This is a genomic window from Tabrizicola sp. (genome assembly GCF_051645465.1).
GTDB lineage: Bacteria > Pseudomonadota > Alphaproteobacteria > Rhodobacterales > Rhodobacteraceae > Tabrizicola.
Genome location: NZ_JBOFBI010000045.1, coordinates 1 through 19,054, shown reverse-complemented (window position 1 = coordinate 19,054; position 19,054 = coordinate 1). Strand labels below are relative to the sequence as shown.

Here is a 19,054-nt window from a genome sequence, read left to right as displayed (position 1 = left end):
TCGCTGGTCCAGCAGGCGCTTGGCCGCAGGCCCGGCTGGTTGCTGGCCGTCGGGGTGATCGGCATCTCGCTTTTCTTCGGCGATGCGATGATCACTCCGGCCATGTCGGTGCTGTCGGCGGTCGAGGGCATGGCGCTGGTCACCCCGGCCTTTGACAGCTTCGTCGTGCCGGTCACGCTCGCGATCATCTGCGGCCTCTTCGTCGTGCAGAACAAGGGCACCGGCCGCGTTGCCGCATTTTTCGGGCCGATCATGGTCTTGTGGTTCGTCGTCATGGCGGTGCTGGGCCTCTTGCACATCGGGGACGATCTTTCGATCTTCGCGTCGCTCAACCCCTGGTATGCCGGGCGGTTTCTGGTCACCAACGGGTTTGCGTCGCTGATCGTGCTCGGCTCGGTCTTTCTGGCCGTCACCGGTGGCGAGGCGCTTTATGCCGACATGGGCCATTTTGGCCGCCGCCCGATCCGGATTGCCTGGGGTGTGCTGGTCTTTCCGGCCCTGACGCTCAGCTACCTCGGGCAAGGCGCGCTGGTGCTGGCCCACCCGGAGGCCGCGGAAAACCCGTTCTTCCTCCTGGCGCCGGGCTGGGCGCTTCTGCCTCTGGTGATCCTTGCGACCATGGCAACCGTGATCGCCAGCCAGGCCGTCATCTCGGGCGCGTTCTCGATGATGCAGCAGGCCACCCAGATGGGCCTTCTGCCGCGGCTTGAGATCCGCCACACCTCCGAAACGCAGGCCGGACAGATCTACCTGCCCAAGGTCAACGGCATCCTGACCGTTGGCGTTCTGGCGCTGGTGCTGGCGTTCGGGTCATCCTCGAGCCTCGCGTCGGCTTACGGCATCGCAGTCACCGGCGACATGGTGATCACCTCGATCCTCGCGTTTGTTCTGTTCCTGAAGGCATGGAAATGGCCGCTCTGGCAGGTCATAGCGGTCATGGTGCCGATCCTGCTGCTCGAGACGCTGTTCCTTGGCGCGAACCTTCTGAAGGTCATCGATGGCGGCTATGTGCCCATCCTGATGGCGGCAACGATGTGCCTGCTGGTCTGGACCTGGGTCAAGGGCACGAGATACGTCCAGAACAAGGCGCATGGGACGAGCGTCTCCCTCACCTCATTCATCCAGATGCTGGTCAAGTCGAAACCCGTGGGCGTACCGGGGACGGCGGTGTTCCTCACCTCGGACCCCGACATGGCGCCCTCGGCGCTCGTGCACAACATCAAGCACAACCGCGTGCTGCATGCCCAGAACCTGATCGTAAAGGTCGAGGTCACGACCACCCCCAGCGTGCCCGATGCCGACCGGCTGACCATCGACCGGCTGAGCGATGCGTTCGTCCGCATCACCGTGACATTCGGCTACATGGAAACCCCGAACGTGCCGCGCGCCCTGGCACTGGCGCGGAAGAGGGGGCTCAAGTTCGACATCATGACGACGTCGTTCTTCCTGAACCGCCGGACGTTCAAGGCCACCAGCAACCACGGCCTGCACCTCTGGCAGGAGAGGATATTCCTGTGGCTCACCCGCGGCGCGTCGGATGCGACCGACTTCTACTGCCTGCCGTCCAACCGGGTGGTCGAGATGGGCCAGCAGCTGGCGATCTGATCCTTCGCCGGCCGCATCGCGTCAAGCTTTAGTCATTATGCCACTGCTTCGCCCCGCCGCTTTGGCTAGTCTTTGGGCCGGGGGGGTCGTCAGGGGGTAGGCTATGGGACCAATCACATCCGTCAGGTCGCAATTGCTGACCTCGGGCGCTTTGCCGCACCCGCCCGCCAGCGCGCCTTTGCAGGGTGGCGCGGCCGCCCCTTCGCTTGGCCGGTCGGCGCCAGTCGCAGAGCCGCAGCCCGTCGCGCCGCCACGCCCGCCCAGGGCGAGACCCGAAGCAGAGCAGTTGCAGGCCCCGCCCGAACCGGCCGTGGCCACCGCCGAAGCCGCCCGCCTGGCCTACATCCGCGCCAGCATCGCCGCGGGCCTGAACCCGCTGCCGCTGCCGGGGCGGTAAGCATCTCCCACTCGGATCATCCCCGCATCTGCGCCAGATTGATCTCGCTTAAGACGGACGCGGGCGACACAATAGCCACGAGCATTCTGCGCCACCGCGGCTGAAGCGGCGAAAGAGGCTTATGGTCGGGCAAGCATTGCAGCCGTGATCAATCCTTTGCCACTGATCTTAATGTGTCGCAGCTTTCGAAGAGTGCCGCGAATGCTCCGGACGGCTTATCCGTTTAGCGGGATAAGACTGATTTCGCAGAACGAAGCCTCGGGTGACAGCGTCAACAGGAAATCGATCGCCGACAACAGGTCTGCCATCGGCAAACTTCCTCCCCCGCGCATCGTACCGTCACGTTTGGCGGCCAGCACGCCATCTGTGCCGATATCGCCCGGGTTCAGGATCGAAACCGTGATCCCCTGCCCCTTCAATGCCTGGGCCAGCGCCTGTGAAGCCCCCCGCAAGCCCGCCTTTGAGGCATTGTAGGCCACTTCAGGCGTACCGATTTGGTCAAGCCCGCTGGTCGAGCCAATCAGCACGATCCTTCCCCCGCCGCCGAGCCGCGGCAACAGTGCTTTGGCCAGCAGAATGGGCGCTTGGAGGTTTACAGTGAGGATGCGGGAAATCTCTTCGGCTGGCGAAGCGGTGAAGCTGTAGTCGGGAGAAAAAGCTAAGTCTTCCCAGATGCCCGCCACTACGACAAGCACATCGAGCTTGCCGCTGATCGCAACGACCGCGGCCTCAACCTGGCTCGGATCGGCGAGGTCGCATCGAATCCAAGACCCATGTGGCGAGGGGCTGCGGGAAAGTGAGATGACCTTCTCACCGGTCGCCACATAATGCTGCGCCACGGCGGCGCCCAGTCCTCTGGAGGCGCCCGCGACGACAATCTGTTTCACTCCGCCGCGCTCACACTCGGGTTGTTCGGATGGGTCGTCCAGTTGGCATAGTCGCCGACCCGAGCGCTGGTGCGCGGGTCGATTGCGCCTTTCGGCAGCTCGACCATGGTGATGCAGTTCTCCACCGGACAGACGTTGACACAGAGGTTGCAGGCCACGCATTCGTCGTCCATCACCTCGAACACCCGTTCGGGGCTCATCGAAATGGCCTGATGCGAGGTATCCTCGCAGGCCGCATAACAGCGCCCGCATTTGATGCAGGCGTCCTGGTCGATCCGGGCCTTGGTGACGTAATTCAGGTTCAGGAACTGCCAGTCGGTCACGTTCGGCACCGCGCGGCCGATAAGGTCGTTAAGGCCGATCTGCTTGTCGTCCAGATACTGTGACAGGCCCGAAATCATCTCCGACACGATCTTGAACCCATAGGTCATCACCGCCGTGCAGACCTGCACGTTCCCGGCCCCCAGAGCCATGAACTCCGCCGCATCCCGCCACGTCGTGATCCCGCCGATGCCGGAGATTGGCAGCCCCCGCGTCTCCTCCGACCGTGCAATCTCGGCCACCATGTTCATCGCGATCGGCTTCACCGCCGGGCCGCAATAGCCGCCGTGGGTGCCCTTCCCATCAATCATCGGCTCCGGGGAGAAATCATCAAGGTTCACCGAGGTGATCGAGTTGATCGTATTGATCAGCGACACCGCATCCGCCCCGCCGCGCTTCGCCGCCTCGGCCGGTTTCCGCACGTCGGTGATGTTCGGCGTCAGCTTCACGATGCAGGGCATGCGGGAGTGTTTCTTGACCCACCGGGTCACCATCTCGATGTATTCCGGCACCTGCCCGACGGCCGATCCCATGCCGCGCTCCGCCATCCCGTGCGGGCAGCCGAAGTTCAGCTCCACCCCGTCGGCCTCGGTATCCTCGATCCGGTGCAGGATGTCTTTCCAGCTGTCCTCGTCGCAAGGCACCATGAGCGAGATGATCATCGCACGGTCCTTGTAGTCCCGCTTCACCGCCTTGATCTCGCGCAGGTTCATCTCCAGCGGGCGGTCGGTGATCAGCTCGATGTTGTTCAGCCCCAGCAGCCGCCGATCCGCCCCCCAGACAGCGCCGTACCGAGGCCCGTTGACGTTGACGACCGGTGGCCCTTCGGACCCCAGCGTCTTCCAGACCACCCCGCCCCACCCCGCCTCGAACGCGCGGCGGACGTTGTATTCCTTGTCCGTCGGCGGGGCCGAGGCCAGCCAGAACGGGTTCGGGGACTTGATGCCGACGAAGTCGGAAGAAAGGTTAGCCATGAGAGGCCTCCTTGCGGGCTGCTGGGAGAGGATTTGCAGAGCGGGGTTTCACCCCACCACCGGTCAGAAGAGCGACCAGATCCAGCCGATCAGATCGCCACCGAACTGGCCGAGTTTCGGGATGACATAGGCCCAGGCCACGCAGCCGAGGCCGTTCCAGAGCATGAAGCGCGGGAAGGTCATGCCGCTCATCCCGGCCATCAGGAAGACCACGGGGCGGAAGATCGTGGTGAAATGCCCGATCAGGATCGTGGCGGGGCCGTATTTCGCGAAGGCGGCCTGAGTCTTCTCGACCATCTCGGGATGGTCCCGCATGGGCCGCATCTTCAGAACCGCCGCCCCATAGCGCCAGCCGAGCCAGTAGCTGAAGGTCGAGCCGATCAGCGCGCCGATCGTGGCCCCGATCCAGAGCGACCAGAACGACAGCGCCCCCGTCGCGGCAAGTGCGCCCACGGCGGCAAGAACCGGGGTGGAGGGGATCAGGATCGACAGAAAGGCGGTGGTCTCGGCCGCCGCGAACAGGATCATGATCAGCGGAAACCATTGCTGGTTCTGCTCGATGAAGGCGATGACTGTTTCGGCGAATGCGTGCACGAAGAACCCCTGACCGGGCTTCTTCTGGCCCGGGTGCCTGCCGAAGGCAAGGGGGTTGCGCGCCCATCAGACCCCCGAAAGCGCTGCGTGGATCGCCTCGGCGGCGTCCCGCCCTTCAGCCACGGCGGTGACCGTCAGGTCTTCGCCCCCAGCCGCACAGTCGCCACCGACCCAGACCTTGCCCGAAGCCCCCGCGATCTTGCCGCCAGCCACCGCCAGCCCCTCGGGCGCACCCGACAAAGTCTGCCCGATGGCTTTGAATACCTGATCCGCCTTCAGCGTAAAGGTCTCGGGCAAAAGCGTCAGGCCTGACGGCCCGTCCTGCGTGTAAGCGAACTCCACCGCTTCCGCATGGCCGTTGCCCAGCACCTTCACCGGGGCGGCGTTGTGGATGATCCGCACCCCGGCCTGCACCGCGTGGTCCTGCTCATACCCGCTCGCGCTCATCTTCTCGCGGCCCCGGCGGTAGACGATGGTGACATTCTCCGCGCCCAGAAGCTTCGACTGCACCGCCGCATCGACCGCCGTCATCCCGCCGCCGATCACCACCACGTCACGGCCCACCGGCAGCTTCGACAGGTCCTTCGTCTGGCGCAGCTCGGCAATGAAATCGACCGCATCGCGGACCCCCGCCAGGTCTTCGCCCGCCGCCCGGAGGGCGTTCACGCCCGCAAGGCCGATGCCCAGGAACACCGCGTCATAGTCGGCCTGGAGCGCCGCCAGCGTCACGTCCCGGCCAAGCTCCACATCGGTCCAGATCTCGATCCCGCCGATCTTCAGGAGCCAATCCACCTCTCCTTGCGCGAAATCATGCGTCGCCTTGTAGGACGCAATCCCGTATTCGTTCAGCCCCCCCGCCTTGGGCCGACGCTCGAATACCTTCACCTCATGCCCATGCATCGCCAGCCGGTGCGCACAGGCCAGCCCCGCCGGCCCCGCGCCTACGACGGCCACCCGCTTGCCCGAAGGCGCCGCCCGCTCGAACGGATGCAACCCCTTTGCCATCGCCACATCGGTCGCAAACCGCTGCAGCTGGCCGATCTCCACCGGCTTGCCCTCAGCCGCTTCGCGCACACAGGCTTCTTCGCACAAGGTCTCGGTCGGGCAGACCCGGGCACACATGCCGCCCAGGATGTTCTGATCCCAGATCGTCTTCGCCGCCGCCTCAGGCGTGCCGGTCGCGATCTGGCGGATGAACAAAGGAATGTCGATCGACGTGGGACAAGCCGTGATACAGGGAGCGTCATGGCAGAAATAGCAGCGGTCGGCAGCCACCCGCGCCTCGTGCCGGTCCAGGGGCGGCGCGTGGTCGGCGAAGTTTGCCGCATAGACCTCGGCCGCCAGACGATTGGCCACGATTCCGGGCGTCAGCGGACTGTTCGACATGGGCTGGGGCCCTCCCTGGCTTATGTTTAATCGAAGGCTGGCACAGGTTCGTTTTTTTATCAAACGGTAAACTTTCTGAAACTGAAAGAATCCGCACGACCATGACGGAATGACCAATCCTTCAGCAAAGCTTTCGCGGCTTTTCAGCCTCGGCCCGGTCGCGTATAACCGCGAAACACAAGACGCCGGGGGGTACGCCCGTCCTGGCGCACCCACGGGGCAGAGAAACGAACTGAGGATGGCATGAGCAAGCAGACGACAGACGCGGATGTGGCCTTCATCTCGGCCCTGGCCGAGCTTCTGAACAAGAACGAGCTGACCGAACTGTCGGTGAAGCGGGAATATGGTGCGGATGACAGCCTGGAAGTCCGCGTGGTCAAGCAGTCCACGGTCGTGACCATGGCCGCCGCCCCTGCCCCGGTTCTGCATCACGCCCCGGTGTCCGCCGTTGGCGCCGCCCAGGCGACGGCCCCTGCCGCCCCGGAAGACCCGGCCCAGCATCCTGGCGCCGTGACCTCGCCGATGGTCGGCACCGTCTACCTTGCCGCCGAACCCGGCGCTGCACCTTTCGTCGCCGTAGGCGCCCAGGTGACCGAGGGCCAGACCGTCCTCATCATCGAAGCGATGAAAACCATGAACCATATCCCCGCCCCCCGCGCGGGAACCGTGAAACGGATTCTGGTCGAGGATGGCTCGCCCGTCGAATACGGCGCCCCCCTGATGATCATCGAGTAGCGGCCCATGTTCGAGAAAATCCTGATCGCCAACCGCGGCGAAATCGCCCTCCGCGTGATCCGCGCCTGCCGCGAGATGGGGATCAAGTCCGTCGCCGTCCATTCGACGGCCGACACCGATGCGATGCATGTCCGCATGGCGGACGAGTCGGTCTGCATCGGCCCCGCACCGTCTTCGGAAAGCTACCTCTCGAAAGCCGCGATCATCTCGGCCTGCGAGATCACGGGCGCCCAGGCGGTGCATCCGGGCTACGGGTTCCTGTCGGAAAACGCCGCCTTCGCCCAGGCGCTGGAGGACCACGGCATCACCTTCATCGGCCCGAACGCGGAACACATCCGCATCATGGGCGACAAGATCACTGCCAAGGAGACCGCCAAGGACCTTGGCATCCCGGTCGTTCCCGGCTCGGACGGTGGCTTGCCGGACTTCGACACGGCGAAGAAGGCCGCCGAGGACATCGGCTATCCCGTGATCATCAAGGCCACCGCAGGCGGCGGCGGGCGTGGCATGAAGGTCGCGAAGGACGCTTCCGAACTGGAAGTGGCGTTCCGCACGGCCCGCTCCGAAGCGAAAGCCGCCTTCGGCAACGACGAAGTCTACATGGAGAAGTACCTCCAGCGCCCCCGACATATCGAGATTCAGGTCTTCGGCGACGGCAATGGCGGCGCGGTGCATCTGGGCGAACGCGACTGCTCCTTGCAGCGGCGCCACCAGAAGGTCTTCGAGGAAGCCCCGGGCCCGGTCATCACGCCGAAGCTGCGCGCCGAGATTGGCGGGGTTTGCGCTTCGGCGATGCAGAAGCTGAAATACATCGGCGCGGGGACGATCGAGTTCCTGTATGAGGACGGCAAGTTCTATTTCATCGAAATGAACACCCGCCTGCAGGTCGAACACCCGGTCACCGAGACGATCTTCGGCGTCGATCTGGTGCGCGAACAGATCCGCGTTGCCTCTGGGATGGGTCTGTCGTTCACTCAAAGCGACCTCGAGATCAACGGCCACGCGATCGAGGTCCGGATCAATGCCGAGAAACTCCCGAACTTTGCGCCCTGCCCCGGCCGGATCACCCAGTTCCACGCTCCGGGCGGCCTGGGCGTCCGGATGGACTCGGCGATCTACGACGGCTACCGGATCCCGCCCTACTACGACAGCCTGATCGGCAAGCTTATCGTCCACGGGCGCGACCGGCCCGAGGCGCTGGCGCGGCTGAAGCGGGCGCTGGGTGAGCTGATCATTGACGGCATCGACACCTCGATTCCGCTATTCCACATGCTTCTGGCCGAGCCGGATATCCAGAACGGCGAATACAACATCCACTGGCTGGAGAAGTGGCTGGCGCAACAGTTCAGTTAACGGAGTGGGCGCCCCGCAGCGGGCGCCTGCCGCAAAAGTTTTCGAAAACTTTTGCAAAATCCTTCGAAGGATTTTGGCGGTGCACGAGACGATCCCTCTCGAAGAGCTTACCCCCGAAATCCTTCTGCGCGCCTACGCCATGGGCATCTTCCCGATGTCCGATGGCCGCGATGACCCCGAAATCCACTGGATCGACCCGCGCCGCCGGGGGGTGATGCCGCTTGACGGCTTTCACCTCTCCCGCTCGCTCGCCCGCCGCATCCGGCGGGGTGGCTTTGAGGTCACGGTCGACACGGCCTTTGAGGCGGTCGTCGAAGCCTGCGCCGAGCGCGATGAGACCTGGATCAGCCAGCGCATCCAGCGGCTTTACGTCGGGCTTTTCCGCGCGGGCGCGGCGCACAGCGTCGAGATCTGGGAAGGCGGAGAGCTGGTCGGCGGCGTTTATGGCGTGACGCTTGGGGCGGCCTTCTTCGGGGAAAGCATGTTCTCGCGCACGACGGACGCCTCGAAAATCGCGCTCGCCTACACCGTCCACCGGCTTGCGGCGGGGGGCTTCCGGCTTTTCGACACCCAGTTCCTGACACCGCATCTTGCGAGCCTCGGCGGGCGCGAAATCCCGCGGCGAGAGTATCACCTGCAACTGGCGGAGGCGCTGCAGGAAGACGCAGACTTCACGCCAGCGGGCTACTGGCCCTCGCCTTCCGACGTCGCCTCCTCGGCCGGAGCGTCCGGCAGGATGCAGTTCAAGACCCAGACGTCATAGCGCGGATGGTCCAGCGCCGAAAGCGCGGGCGACGAGGCCAGCATCCAGCCCTTGAAAAGCTCGGCCTGGGTCGCCTCTTCGATGATTGTAAGATGCGCTTCGGCGTCTGAAGCGGGGTTGCCGGTCGGATAGCGGCAGCTGTCGAGCTGCACCACAAGCCGACCGAATACGGCCGCCTGACCGCGACCAAGGACCACATCGCCCGTCTCGCTGGTCAGCCGGTCCAGAAACCGCAGTTCGGCCCCTTCGGAATCGGTGAACTCGGGACCGGCGGTCTGGCCATCCTCGGTCGCCTCCTGGGCAGCGGCCGGCGAAGCCAGGAAGAGCGCAAGCAGCAACGCCTTCATGGTGTTGCCGTCTCATCCGTGGCGCTGTCGCCACCGACGAACTTCATGAGAAGCGAGATCAGGCTGACGGCCCCTTGCGTGTCTTCGATCTCGGCCCCCGGCTCAAGGTTTTCCAGCGCGCCGCCGGGCAGAACTTCAATGAAGCTTCCACCCAGAAGCCCTTCTGAAGACACGAGAATCGACGAATCAACCGGCAGCGCCACATCCTGCCGCATCGAAATGGTCGCATCGGCGAAGAAGGTCTGCGGGTTCAGTTTGAGATCGGTCACGGTGCCAACCTTGACCCCCGCGAGGCGGACATCGGTGCCGACGCCGATGCCTTCAACCGACCGGAAACTCGCGGTGAGCGGATAGCTGTCGGCCTCGCCCATATAGCTCGAACCTTGCGCGGCATAGACGACAAACCCGGCCGCGATGGCCAGAACCGCCGCCCCGGCGAGTAGTTCTGCGCGTTCGTAAGCCATCACTCGGGCTGCCAGGCCTCATAGTCGCGCCGGGCGACGGGCTCGGCGCGACGGATAGAACCGGGGGGCACATAGGCGGCGTCGGTGCCGGTCAGGTTCTCCTGATGCGGCTTCTCCCAGGCTTTGTGCTTCAGTGGCGATTTGGTCGGCGGCTCGTCCCAGGTGTGATGCAGCCAGCCGTGCCAGTCGGGCGAAACGCGGGAGGCCTCCATCTCGCCGTTGAAGATCACCCAGCGCCGCTTGCCGTCGCGGGTCTGATAGAAGATGTTCCCCGCCTCATCCTCGCCCACCTTCACCCCCTTGCGCGAGGTGAAGAGCTGGGTTCCCAGCGTCTGGCTGTTCCACCAGGTCAGCAGGCGTTTGAGGAAGTACATGCAGGCCTCCGGTTCATTTCCACCCATATGGCCGAAACCCCACCAAAGGTCTAGGGTCAAGCAGGTCATCGACCGACAGCCGGGGCTTCCCTGCCTATTGCCAAAACGAAAAGGCGGGCCCGAAGCCCGCCCCTTGATTGGCCGTAAGTCGGAGGCTTACGCCTTCACCGATTCCTTCTTCTTCGTCTCGGTGTAAACCAGCATCGGCTTCGCGCCCGAGTTCACCGCCTCTTCCTTGACGACAACCTCTTCGACCCCGTCCATGCCCGGAAGCTCGAACATCGTGTCGAGGAGAATGTCCTCCATGATCGAGCGGAGCCCGCGCGCGCCGGTCTTCCGCTTGATCGCGCGCTTGGCGATGGCGATCAGGGCGTCCGGCGTGAAGGTCAGCTTGACCCCTTCGATCTCGAACAGGCGCTGGTACTGCTTCACCAAAGCGTTCTTGGGTTCCGTCAGGATGGTGACCAGCGCGGCCTCATCAAGGTCGGTCAGCGTGGCGATCACGGGCAGACGACCGACGAATTCCGGGATCAGACCGAACTTCAGCAGATCCTCAGGCTCCAGCTCTTTGAAAAGCTCGCCCACCGAACGCTCTTCCGGGCCCTTCACATCAGCGCCGAAGCCGATCCCGGAGCCCTTGTTCCGCTGCGCGATGATCTTCTCCAGGCCCGCAAAAGCCCCGCCACAGATGAACAGGATGTTGGTCGTGTCCACCTGCAGGAATTCCTGCTGCGGATGCTTCCGGCCCCCCTGCGGCGGCACGCTCGCCACCGTGCCTTCCATGATCTTCAGAAGCGCCTGCTGCACACCCTCGCCCGAGACATCACGGGTGATCGAGGGATTATCAGACTTGCGCGTAATCTTGTCGACCTCGTCGATATAGACGATCCCGCGCTGCGCGCGCTCGACGTTGTACTCAGACGCCTGCAGCAGCTTCAGGATGATGTTCTCGACATCCTCGCCCACATACCCGGCTTCCGTCAGCGTCGTCGCGTCGGCCATCGTGAACGGGACGTCCAGAATCCGCGCCAGCGTCTGCGCCAGCAGCGTCTTGCCGCAGCCCGTGGGCCCGATCAGCAGGATGTTCGACTTGGAAAGCTCGATATCCGTCTTCGACGAATGGTTCAGCCGCTTGTAGTGGTTGTGCACCGCCACCGACAGCACGCGCTTGGCATGGATCTGGCCGATCACGTAATCGTCAAGCACTTTGCAGATTTCCCGCGGCGTCGGCACGCCATCGGAAGACTTCAGACCCGTAGTCTTCGTCTCCTCGCGGATGATGTCCATGCAAAGCTCGACACACTCGTCACAGATGAAGACTGTGGGCCCGGCGATCAGCTTGCGCACCTCGTGCTGGCTTTTGCCGCAGAACGAGCAGTAAAGCGTATTCTTGCTATCGCCGCCGCTATTATTCGCCATCCGCAGTCCTCTGAACACTAACCCTTATCGGGGCTTGCTCTGTTGCCTCATTGGCAAAGTCTAGGCCAAGCCCCCGGTCACCACAATCCGAAAAACCCGTCGGACCATCGGGCCGAAACTAGGCCTCATTTCGACGTATCGTCGGCCTTTCCACGGCTTTCCAGGATCTGATCGATCAGACCCCATGCCTTGGCATCTTCCGCTGACATAAAGTTGTCCCGCTCCAGCGCCTGCTCGACCGTCTCATAGTCGTTGCCGGTGTGCTTGACATAGATTTCGTTTAGACGCCGCTTCAGCTTCATCGTCTCTTGCGCGTGAATCATGATGTCGGTCGCCTGGCCCTGATACCCGCCCGAGGGCTGGTGCACCATGATCCGGCTGTTCGGCAGGCTGAACCGCATGCCCTTTTCGCCGGCCGTCAGCAGAAGCGAGCCCATCGAGGCGGCCTGCCCGATCACCAGCGTCGAAATCTTGGGGCGGATGTACTGCATCGTGTCGTAGATCGACAGGCCCGCGGTCACGACACCGCCGGGGCTGTTGATGTACATGCTGATTTCCTTGCTCGGGTTTTCCGATTCCAGGAACAGAAGCTGGGCGCAGATCAGGCTCGACATGCCGTCATGGACCGGGCCGCCCAGGAAGATGATCCGCTCCTTCAGAAGCCGGCTGTAGATGTCATAGGCGCGTTCCCCGCGGCTCGTCTGTTCGACGACCATGGGGACGAGCGTGTTCATGTAATGATCAACGGGATCGCGCATCTCTTGCCTGCCTCTGTCTTTGGCGAGGAATATCGCCGGAAGTGTTACCAGAGTCTTAGTGTCGCGGACCGGGGGCTGCAAGTGAGGCCGAAAAACCGCTGCGGCGGGAAAGTCACAGAAGGGTCGCCGTGGCCTCGGCGATCTGTCGCAGATCGGGACGTTCGGCCGGACCGATCACCACGTACGAGGCCTCGCGGTCCTTCCAGCTGACAAGGTCGAAGGCCCCGACCCGGCGATCGGCAAAGGCAAGCTCGCCTTCGGCCAACGCCGCATCGCCCCCCGCCATGAAGCAGACTGCCACGACCTGACCCGCCGCGTCGCGGTACATCAGTTGCGCGACGGGCTTGCCGTTCGCGACCAGAAGCCGTCCGCCTTCAAATGTCAGTCCGCTGGCCGACAGATCGGGTGTCTTGAACGGAACGCCCGTCTGCTCGGAAAGCCAGGTCTCCAGATGCTCGCGCTCGCTGGCCGGAACCTCGACCAGATGGCGGCCCTGCGCGGCGTAGACGGCGTGGTATTCGGCCACATGATCCAGCCACCCCGGTGCGGCCTGCGCCACCTCGACCGGCGCCAGACTGCGCGTCAGAACCGCGCCACCCGCAGCACCAACGGCCAAAAGAGCAACGCTGGCGGCAAGCGAGCGAAACCAGGTGACATTGCCGGTACGGGGTTCGGGGCGCGAGGCCTCGACCGGTGCAGCCTCGATCGCGCGCGCCAGATGCAGCGGCACGGGGCTTGCCAGCATGTCGGCGAACCCTGTCGCCAGGGCCGCGTCGACGCGCGAAAGCGCCTCGAACTCGGCCGCCAACGCGGGGTCAGAGGCGACCAGCGCTTCAAGCTCGCGCTGTTCGGCCTCGGGCAGCGCGCCATCAAGGTAGGCGCTGATCCGATCGAGGATCATGGGGTCGACCGAGCCGGTCATAGCACCGCCTCCCCTGTCGCCCGGGCCAGCTTGTCTTTCATCAACTGTCGCGCCTTCGACATACGACTCATTACCGTTCCAATCGGAATATCAAGGACATCCGCCGCTTCCTGGTAGGAATAGCCCTCGATGGACACCAACAACAATGTAGCAGAAAGCCCCTCGGGCAAGGATCGGATCATCGCCGCGATCTGGCTGCCTTGCAGAATCTCTGCGGCGCCGACTTCGGTTGAAAGCTCATCGCTTTCCGACGCATCGACCTGCCCCGCCCCGGTGCGCACCCTTCGGCTTCGCAGTTCGGAAAACCAAAGGTTGCGCATCATGGTGTAGACCCAGCTGTCAAGCCGTGTCCCAGGCATCCATTGCGACGACTTCAGGATCGCGCGCTCGCAGGCCGTCTGCACCAGATCATCGGCGTCGGCGGCATGGGCGCACAGTGTCAGCGCAAACCGGCGCAAGCGCGGCAAGAGCTGAACCAGGTCTTTGCGAAACCGGGTTTGGTCAGGCAATTCGGTGAAACCCCGTATAGACTTTGACGTGCTCAAATATGACGGGGGCACAAAACCACGAACCGTTGAGGACATGCAACCGCCGACGGAGACCGTCGGCGGAAAGTCGATCTTAAGGGCGGCGGACATGGCGACCCTCGCCTTTCGATTACCAGGTGGTTTCTTCGCCCAGCAGCGCCTTTTCCAGCGCCGCATAGGCCCAGGTGTCGCGCCCGCCACGGGCTTCGATTTCCAGCAGCTGGTCGCGTGCGCCAAGGAAGTCGCCCTCGGACACCAGCGCCTGACCCATGTAGGACCGCGCAAGGATGTAGTCCGGGTCGATGGCAAGGGCCGCCTGGTAGTAGGCCATCCCCTCTTCCATCCGGCCGGCCTTGCGGTTGGCAAAGCCCTTGTAGTTCAGGATGCGCGGGTCGTTCTGGTCTTCGGCAACCGCCAGGACCTTCAGCGCGTTGTCGTACTGGCCGTCGTAAGCCAGCTCGCGTGCGGCTTCGTAAAGCGCGTCATCCGACAGCGCCCCCGACTGCGGGTTCACGCATTCCTTTTTCTTCTCGTCCCAGATCTGGCCGTTCTCGCAGACTTCGGTCGTCTGGGTCTTGACCGGCGGTTCGGTGCTGTCGGAACCGGCGGCAAAGGCGACCGAGGCGAAGGACATGGCGGCAAACGTCGTCAGGGTGGAAAGGGTTTTCATGATCTTGCTCCTTGGCTGATTGAATCTCGTTTGGTTGCGAATGGCCCGCGGCGGTGTTGGCCACGACCTTTCACCAAGCGAACGCCCCGGCTTTCGGGTTTATTCGCGGCCAGGAGAAATTTTTCTGCAGCGCTTCAGGACGACCCGAAAACGCGCCGCGCCAGAAGGACGCGTGCCACGGCCGTCACCAGACAAAGCACGCCGAAAACCCAGGCTGCAGGCACAAACAACGAGGGCCAAAGTGCAATGAGCAGGAAGAAAAGGATGGTTTCGGTGCCCTCAAGCAGCCCCGCAGTGAAGTAGAGCGACTTCTCGCCGCGGCTTGTGGTCTCAAGCCCCCGCTTCGCTGCAATGACGGCGTAGCCCAGGAACGTCGCGCCGTTCACATAGAAGCTGAACAGAAGGAACGCGCCCGCCGCTCCGTTTTCCACCGGATCGCGAAGCACAAACGCCAGGGGGAGCGCACCGTAGAACGCAAAGTCGCTGACGATGTCGAGATAACCGCCAAGGTCGGTCTTGCCTCGGGCCCGCGCTACCGCGCCGTCAAGCCCGTCAGCCAGTCGGCTGGCTAGAAGCGGCAAGGCCACGACCAGCCCGGACCAGCCCGCCCAGATAAGCGCCGCGGCCGTCAACCCCAGAGCCAGCCCGACCAGCGTCACCGCATCAGCCGAAGCCCCGCGGGCCGCAAGCCAGCGTCCACTGTGGTTAAGGGGTGGATCAATCACCCCGCGCATCATTCCGTCCAGCATTTGTCCCCCTACGGCTGCCGCATCTTTCCCGCTCAGGCGACTTTGGGGAAGTCACGATTGCGTCGCTTCTTGGCGAGGCTCCGCCTTCTCTCCCCAAAGATGAGTGCACTGTCGCCGTTTCTTGCATAATTCACCATTCGCGCCACATTCCGCCCGATTCTGGCCCAAGTGGTCGGCAATCTCTGGGGTGTACTGCTTATGGGGACGTTTCAATGCTGTTGCGTTTGACCGTTGCGGCCGTTGCCGCATCCGCCTTCCTGTGCGTCGGCGCCCAAGCCTGCACCACGCCCGGCAACGCGGCCGAGCTGCAGAACGAGGTGCTGGCCCACCTCAACGCCGAACGCAAGGCAAATGGTCTGAGCCCGTTCAAGCTCTCGGCCAAGCTTGACAAGGCCGCCCAGGGCCATGCCTGCGACAATGCCGCCCGCCGGTCGATCAGCCACGATTCCTCGGACGGCGGTACGCTCAAGACCCGGCTGAAGCGCGTCGGCTACAAGTACCGGGCAGCGGCGGAGAACACCGGTCGCGGTTTTGGCACCGGTGCGCGCGCGGTGGAATGGTGGATGAATTCGCCCAAACACCGCAGCAATATCCTGCTTGGCAAGGCGAAAGAGATCGGCATCGGGATCGCAGTAAGCGACGCACCCGACAGCAAGCTCCACTGGGTTCTCAACTTCGGCGCCTCGCGGTAACGTCAGCGCGCGATCACCAGTTCGGCCTTGAGCCCGCCCAGGGTCTCGCTGCGCGACAGCCGCAGCGCCCCCCCGTGGCTCAGCGCGATATCTGACGCAATCGACAACCCCAGCCCCACTCCCGCCCGCCGGTTGGGATCGCGAGACGCGTCAAGCCGGGTGAAGGGTCGCAGCGCCTCCTCGATCCGGTCTTCGGGAATGCCCGGCCCGTTGTCCTCGACCACGATCCGAAGGCTTCGTTCCTGAAATGCGATCCGAAGCCGGACGGTCGACCCGAAGCGCTGCGCATTGGACACCAGGTTCTCCACCGCCCGGGTGATCGCCTGCGGCCGCATCTCCACCGGCTCCGGCTCGCCATCGACCTCTGCCAGCACAACCCCTTTGCCGGCCCGGTCCACCACGGCCTGCACAAGCGCGACGGCATCGGTCGGCTCCGAACCCTCCAGCGCATCGCCCCGGACGAACGACAGAAACTCGTCCACCATCCGTTCCATCTGCGTCACATCGGCCTGCAGTGCCGCCACTTCCGCGTCTTCGGGCATCAGCGACAACGCAAGCCGCATCCGGGTCAGCGGCGTGCGCAGGTCGTGGCTGACGCCTGACAGCATGAGCGTGCGCTGCTCGATCTGCCGCTCGATCCGCGACCGCATGTCAAGGAAAGCCCTCCCGGCCGCCCGTACCTCCAGCGCGCCGCGCGGTTTGTAGTTGATGGTCCGACCTTTGCCGAATTCCTCGGCGGCCTCGGCAAGCTTGGTGATCGGGCGCAACTGCCGCCGCAGGAAGTAGTAGGCGACCACCGTCAGAAGGACTGACGTGAAGACCATCAGCACCAGAAGCTGGTGCGGATTGGTCGCCGACATCCGCCGTCGGCTAAGCTCGATCTGCACCGGCCCGTGGCGGCTTGCGAACTTCAGGTTCACGATCCGCCGCTCGCCAGCAAGATCGACTGCAACCAGCGATGGCAAACGTTCACGCAACGTGGTGATGATCATGCTGCCGGACAGATCGATGAATGGCATCCTGTCCGCCTCGGGCGCGTCCGGCCCGGCTGGCAGCGTGATCGTCACCTGCAGCGCGTCGGCCAGCGGCAACACCCGCTCAAGTGCCTCTTCCGGGGTGTCACTTGCATCGATCTCGTCCAGCAGAAAGGCCAGATCGATCGCCACCCCTTGCGTCATCTGGCCGGTCACGTCTTCATAGAAGCGCTGGATGAACTCGGTAGAGAAGACCAGCTGAATCGCCACAATCGGCACGATCAGGATCAGCGCCGCACGACCGTAAAGGCCCCTGGGAAGAAAACGTTGGAACACCGACATCGCCCGCCAGCCTATCCGCCAAGGCGCCGCTTGGAAAGCCGCGGTGCCGGATGACCTCGGGCCCCCCTCTGCGCTCGTTGCGCGCGCCGAACCCCTCGCCGCTGACCGGCACGGGCACCAACACCTGGCTCGTCGGCGGTTCTGACGTCGCGGTCATCGACCCAGGGCCCGACCTGCCCTCCCACCTCGACGCGATCCTCAGTGCCCTCGCCCCCGGCCAGCGCATCAGCCATATCTTCGTCACCCACGCCCACCTCGACCACTCCGCCCTCGCCCCCCGCCTTTCCGCCGCAACCAGGGCGCCCGTCTTTGCGTTTGGCACCGCCATGGACGGCCGGAGCCCCCTGATGACGCGCCTTGCCCCCACCCTCCCCGATCATGGCGAGGGGCTGGACCTGACCTTCTCCCCCGATCACCACCTTGCCGACGGCACCACGATCGCCGGCCCCGACTGGGACTTGACCGCCCACCACACCCCCGGCCACCTCGGCGGCCATCTCTGCCTCGCGATCGACGACACGCTCTTCTCGGGCGACCATGTCATGGGCTGGTCCACCTCCATCGTCTCGCCACCCGATGGCGACATGGGCGCCTACATGGCCTCGCTTCACCGGCTGACTGAACGCCACTGGCGCCGCTTCCTGCCCGGCCATGGCGACCCCGTCGAGGACCCAGGCCAAAGGCTTCATGACCTCATCACCCACCGCCGCGCGCGCGAAGCACAGATCCTTCAGGGCCTCGCCGATGGCCCCGCCCTGATCCCTGCCCTGACCGCCCGGATCTACCACCAGACCCCGCGCCACCTCCTGCCAGCCGCCGAGCGCAACGTCCTCGCCCATCTCATTGATCTTGCATCCAGAAACCTCGTGTCGGCCACACCCGCCCTCCACCCCGACGCAGCCTTCTCACTGGCCTGACCCCCACTGCGATTTCCCGCCATTTGCCACTTGCCGCCCCCCAAAGGGCTTGCTATACGCGCCCCCGTGTTCCGGCGTAGCTCAGCGGTAGAGCAGTTGACTGTTAATCAATTGGTCGTAGGTTCGATCCCTACCGCCGGAGCCAGTTACCCAGGGGGCCTCGCGTTCGATCGCCGGGCCCTTTGTGTTTCATGGCCCCGTCCCCACGGTAGAAATCCCAGCCGCACCGGCTTGCCATCGGCCGTCATTCTGGCTACATCGAAGCCAACGCGGGTGTAGCTCAATGGTAGAGCAGAAGCTTCCCAAGCTTACGACGAGGGTTCGATTCCCTTCACCCGCTCCACCCCCCCAATCATCGCGTGATTGACTTGGCCGCCCGCGCCCCTAGCGTTGGGCAACGCATGAACGGAGCGTCAGACATGTTTCGCCGCCTTCTCGCCCTGCCCCTCTGCCTTGCCCTCCCTGCCTGTGTCGACGACAGCGGTCCTTCGGACCCCTACGCCTTCGTCGGAAGCTGGGACTGCGGCGTCGAGACATTTACCTTCACCAACACCACCTACAACAACGGCACCAACACCTACCCGATCCTGAACGTCGGCCGGAGCGGTGACAACTATACCCTCCGTTTCGCCAACGGCTATGTCGTGGCCCTTGGCGCGGTCACCGAGACCGGGCTCACCTGGGTCTCGGGCACCACCGGCGACCAGTTCAACTGCGTCCGCGTGAACTGACTTCCGTTCCGGCCCGGAACCGGCTAGCAACCGGCCCAACGCGAACAGGAGCATCCCCATGAACACCGACATCACCCGCCACGGCACCGGCCCCCGCATGTCCGAGGCGGTCGCCTACAACGGCATCCTCTGGGTTGCGGGCCAGCTGGGCGA

22 protein-coding genes and 2 tRNA genes are annotated in these 19,054 nt (G+C 64.2%); 10 read left to right on the top strand and 14 right to left on the bottom strand.

Annotated features, from left to right (window positions below; genetic code table 11):
• The coding region (locus tag ACRCSW_RS02895; RefSeq protein WP_438702484.1) for a potassium transporter Kup at positions 1–1,605 on the top strand (1,605 nt) is incomplete at its 5' end.
• Between the two features lie 103 nt (positions 1,606–1,708).
• Positions 1,709–2,002, top strand: coding sequence for a hypothetical protein (locus ACRCSW_RS02890; RefSeq protein ID WP_438702483.1), 294 nt, complete (start codon positions 1,709–1,711; stop codon positions 2,000–2,002).
• 215 nt (positions 2,003–2,217) lie between these two features.
• Here ACRCSW_RS02890 and ACRCSW_RS02885 read toward each other — a convergent pair whose 3' ends face one another.
• From ACRCSW_RS02885 to ACRCSW_RS02870, 4 genes are all read right to left on the bottom strand, one after another.
• Positions 2,218–2,889, bottom strand: a complete 672-nt coding sequence (locus tag ACRCSW_RS02885; RefSeq protein WP_438702482.1) for an SDR family NAD(P)-dependent oxidoreductase — start codon at positions 2,887–2,889, stop codon at positions 2,218–2,220.
• Positions 2,886–4,184: an NAD-dependent dihydropyrimidine dehydrogenase subunit PreA gene (preA, locus tag ACRCSW_RS02880; protein ID WP_438702481.1), complete on the bottom strand. Its 1,299-nt coding sequence runs from the start codon at positions 4,182–4,184 to the stop codon at positions 2,886–2,888. The genes ACRCSW_RS02885 and preA overlap by 4 nt, the downstream gene beginning before the upstream one ends.
• A 63-nt stretch (positions 4,185–4,247) precedes the next feature.
• Positions 4,248–4,778, bottom strand: a complete 531-nt coding sequence (locus ACRCSW_RS02875) for a DedA family protein (protein ID WP_438702480.1) — start codon at positions 4,776–4,778, stop codon at positions 4,248–4,250.
• Positions 4,779–4,844: 66 nt separating this feature from the next.
• Positions 4,845–6,164 carry an NAD(P)-dependent oxidoreductase gene (locus ACRCSW_RS02870; protein WP_438702479.1) on the bottom strand — a complete coding sequence of 440 codons (1,320 nt, stop codon included), beginning with the start codon at positions 6,162–6,164 and terminating at the stop codon, positions 4,845–4,847.
• Positions 6,165–6,407: 243 nt separating this feature from the next.
• Here ACRCSW_RS02870 and accB point away from each other — a divergent pair, with 243 nt between their 5' ends.
• The 3 genes from accB (at position 6,408) to aat (ending at position 9,015) form a co-directional block, all read left to right on the top strand.
• Entirely contained in the window at positions 6,408–6,899 is a 492-nt protein-coding gene (gene accB / locus ACRCSW_RS02865) for an acetyl-CoA carboxylase biotin carboxyl carrier protein (protein ID WP_438702478.1), read from the top strand.
• 6 nt (positions 6,900–6,905) lie between these two features.
• Positions 6,906–8,252 carry an acetyl-CoA carboxylase biotin carboxylase subunit gene (gene accC / locus ACRCSW_RS02860; protein ID WP_438702477.1) on the top strand — a complete coding sequence of 449 codons (1,347 nt, stop codon included), beginning with the start codon at positions 6,906–6,908 and terminating at the stop codon, positions 8,250–8,252.
• Positions 8,253–8,331: 79 nt separating this feature from the next.
• On the top strand, positions 8,332–9,015 hold the full coding sequence (aat, locus tag ACRCSW_RS02855) for a leucyl/phenylalanyl-tRNA--protein transferase (protein ID WP_438702476.1): 684 nt from the start codon (positions 8,332–8,334) through the stop codon (positions 9,013–9,015).
• Here the strand turns inward: aat and ACRCSW_RS02850 are convergent.
• The 9 genes from ACRCSW_RS02850 to ACRCSW_RS02810 form a co-directional block, all read right to left on the bottom strand.
• Positions 8,937–9,362, bottom strand: coding sequence for a DUF2155 domain-containing protein (locus tag ACRCSW_RS02850; protein WP_438702475.1), 426 nt, complete (start codon positions 9,360–9,362; stop codon positions 8,937–8,939). The genes aat and ACRCSW_RS02850 overlap by 79 nt on opposite strands.
• Complete coding sequence (gene mlaD / locus ACRCSW_RS02845; RefSeq protein WP_438702474.1) at positions 9,359–9,826, bottom strand: outer membrane lipid asymmetry maintenance protein MlaD; 468 nt, start codon at positions 9,824–9,826, stop codon at positions 9,359–9,361. Before mlaD ends, ACRCSW_RS02850 begins: the two co-directional genes overlap by 4 nt.
• Complete coding sequence (locus ACRCSW_RS02840) at positions 9,826–10,200, bottom strand: NADH:ubiquinone oxidoreductase subunit NDUFA12 (protein WP_438702473.1); 375 nt, start codon at positions 10,198–10,200, stop codon at positions 9,826–9,828. The genes mlaD and ACRCSW_RS02840 overlap by 1 nt, the downstream gene beginning before the upstream one ends.
• 156 nt (positions 10,201–10,356) lie before the next feature.
• Entirely contained in the window at positions 10,357–11,619 is a 1,263-nt protein-coding gene (clpX, locus tag ACRCSW_RS02835) for an ATP-dependent Clp protease ATP-binding subunit ClpX (protein ID WP_438702472.1), read from the bottom strand.
• A 125-nt stretch (positions 11,620–11,744) separates the two neighbouring features.
• Entirely contained in the window at positions 11,745–12,377 is a 633-nt protein-coding gene (gene clpP / locus ACRCSW_RS02830) for an ATP-dependent Clp endopeptidase proteolytic subunit ClpP (RefSeq protein WP_438702471.1), read from the bottom strand.
• A gap of 112 nt (positions 12,378–12,489) precedes the next feature.
• A complete protein-coding gene (locus ACRCSW_RS02825) occupies positions 12,490–13,299 on the bottom strand; it encodes an anti-sigma factor family protein (RefSeq protein WP_438702470.1) in 810 nt (269 codons plus the stop codon).
• Positions 13,296–14,003 (bottom strand): RNA polymerase sigma factor, encoded by a 708-nt coding sequence (locus ACRCSW_RS02820; RefSeq protein ID WP_438702469.1) that lies wholly within the window; start codon positions 14,001–14,003, stop codon positions 13,296–13,298. Before ACRCSW_RS02820 ends, ACRCSW_RS02825 begins: the two co-directional genes overlap by 4 nt.
• Positions 13,957–14,496 (bottom strand): tetratricopeptide repeat protein, encoded by a 540-nt coding sequence (locus ACRCSW_RS02815; protein WP_438702468.1) that lies wholly within the window; start codon positions 14,494–14,496, stop codon positions 13,957–13,959. Before ACRCSW_RS02815 ends, ACRCSW_RS02820 begins: the two co-directional genes overlap by 47 nt.
• A 134-nt stretch (positions 14,497–14,630) precedes the next feature.
• On the bottom strand, positions 14,631–15,245 hold the full coding sequence (locus tag ACRCSW_RS02810) for a CDP-alcohol phosphatidyltransferase family protein (protein ID WP_438702467.1): 615 nt from the start codon (positions 15,243–15,245) through the stop codon (positions 14,631–14,633).
• Between the two features lie 212 nt (positions 15,246–15,457).
• Between ACRCSW_RS02810 and ACRCSW_RS02805 the strand changes: the two genes are divergently transcribed.
• Positions 15,458–15,937 (top strand): CAP domain-containing protein, encoded by a 480-nt coding sequence (locus ACRCSW_RS02805; protein ID WP_438702466.1) that lies wholly within the window; start codon positions 15,458–15,460, stop codon positions 15,935–15,937.
• Positions 15,938–15,939: 2 nt separating this feature from the next.
• Here ACRCSW_RS02805 and ACRCSW_RS02800 read toward each other — a convergent pair whose 3' ends face one another.
• Positions 15,940–17,253, bottom strand: coding sequence for an ATP-binding protein (locus ACRCSW_RS02800; protein ID WP_438702465.1), 1,314 nt, complete (start codon positions 17,251–17,253; stop codon positions 15,940–15,942).
• A 50-nt stretch (positions 17,254–17,303) separates the two neighbouring features.
• Between ACRCSW_RS02800 and ACRCSW_RS02795 the strand changes: the two genes are divergently transcribed.
• The 4 genes from ACRCSW_RS02795 (at position 17,304) to ACRCSW_RS02780 (ending at position 18,901) form a co-directional block, all read left to right on the top strand.
• Positions 17,304–18,170: an MBL fold metallo-hydrolase gene (locus ACRCSW_RS02795; protein WP_438702464.1), complete on the top strand. Its 867-nt coding sequence runs from the start codon at positions 17,304–17,306 to the stop codon at positions 18,168–18,170.
• Between the two features lie 70 nt (positions 18,171–18,240).
• Positions 18,241–18,315, top strand: a tRNA-Asn gene (locus tag ACRCSW_RS02790).
• 124 nt (positions 18,316–18,439) lie between these two features.
• Positions 18,440–18,513 (top strand) — tRNA-Gly (locus tag ACRCSW_RS02785).
• Positions 18,514–18,589: 76 nt separating this feature from the next.
• Positions 18,590–18,901, top strand: coding sequence for a hypothetical protein (locus ACRCSW_RS02780; RefSeq protein ID WP_438702463.1), 312 nt, complete (start codon positions 18,590–18,592; stop codon positions 18,899–18,901).
• Positions 18,902–19,054: the final 153 nt, after the last annotated feature.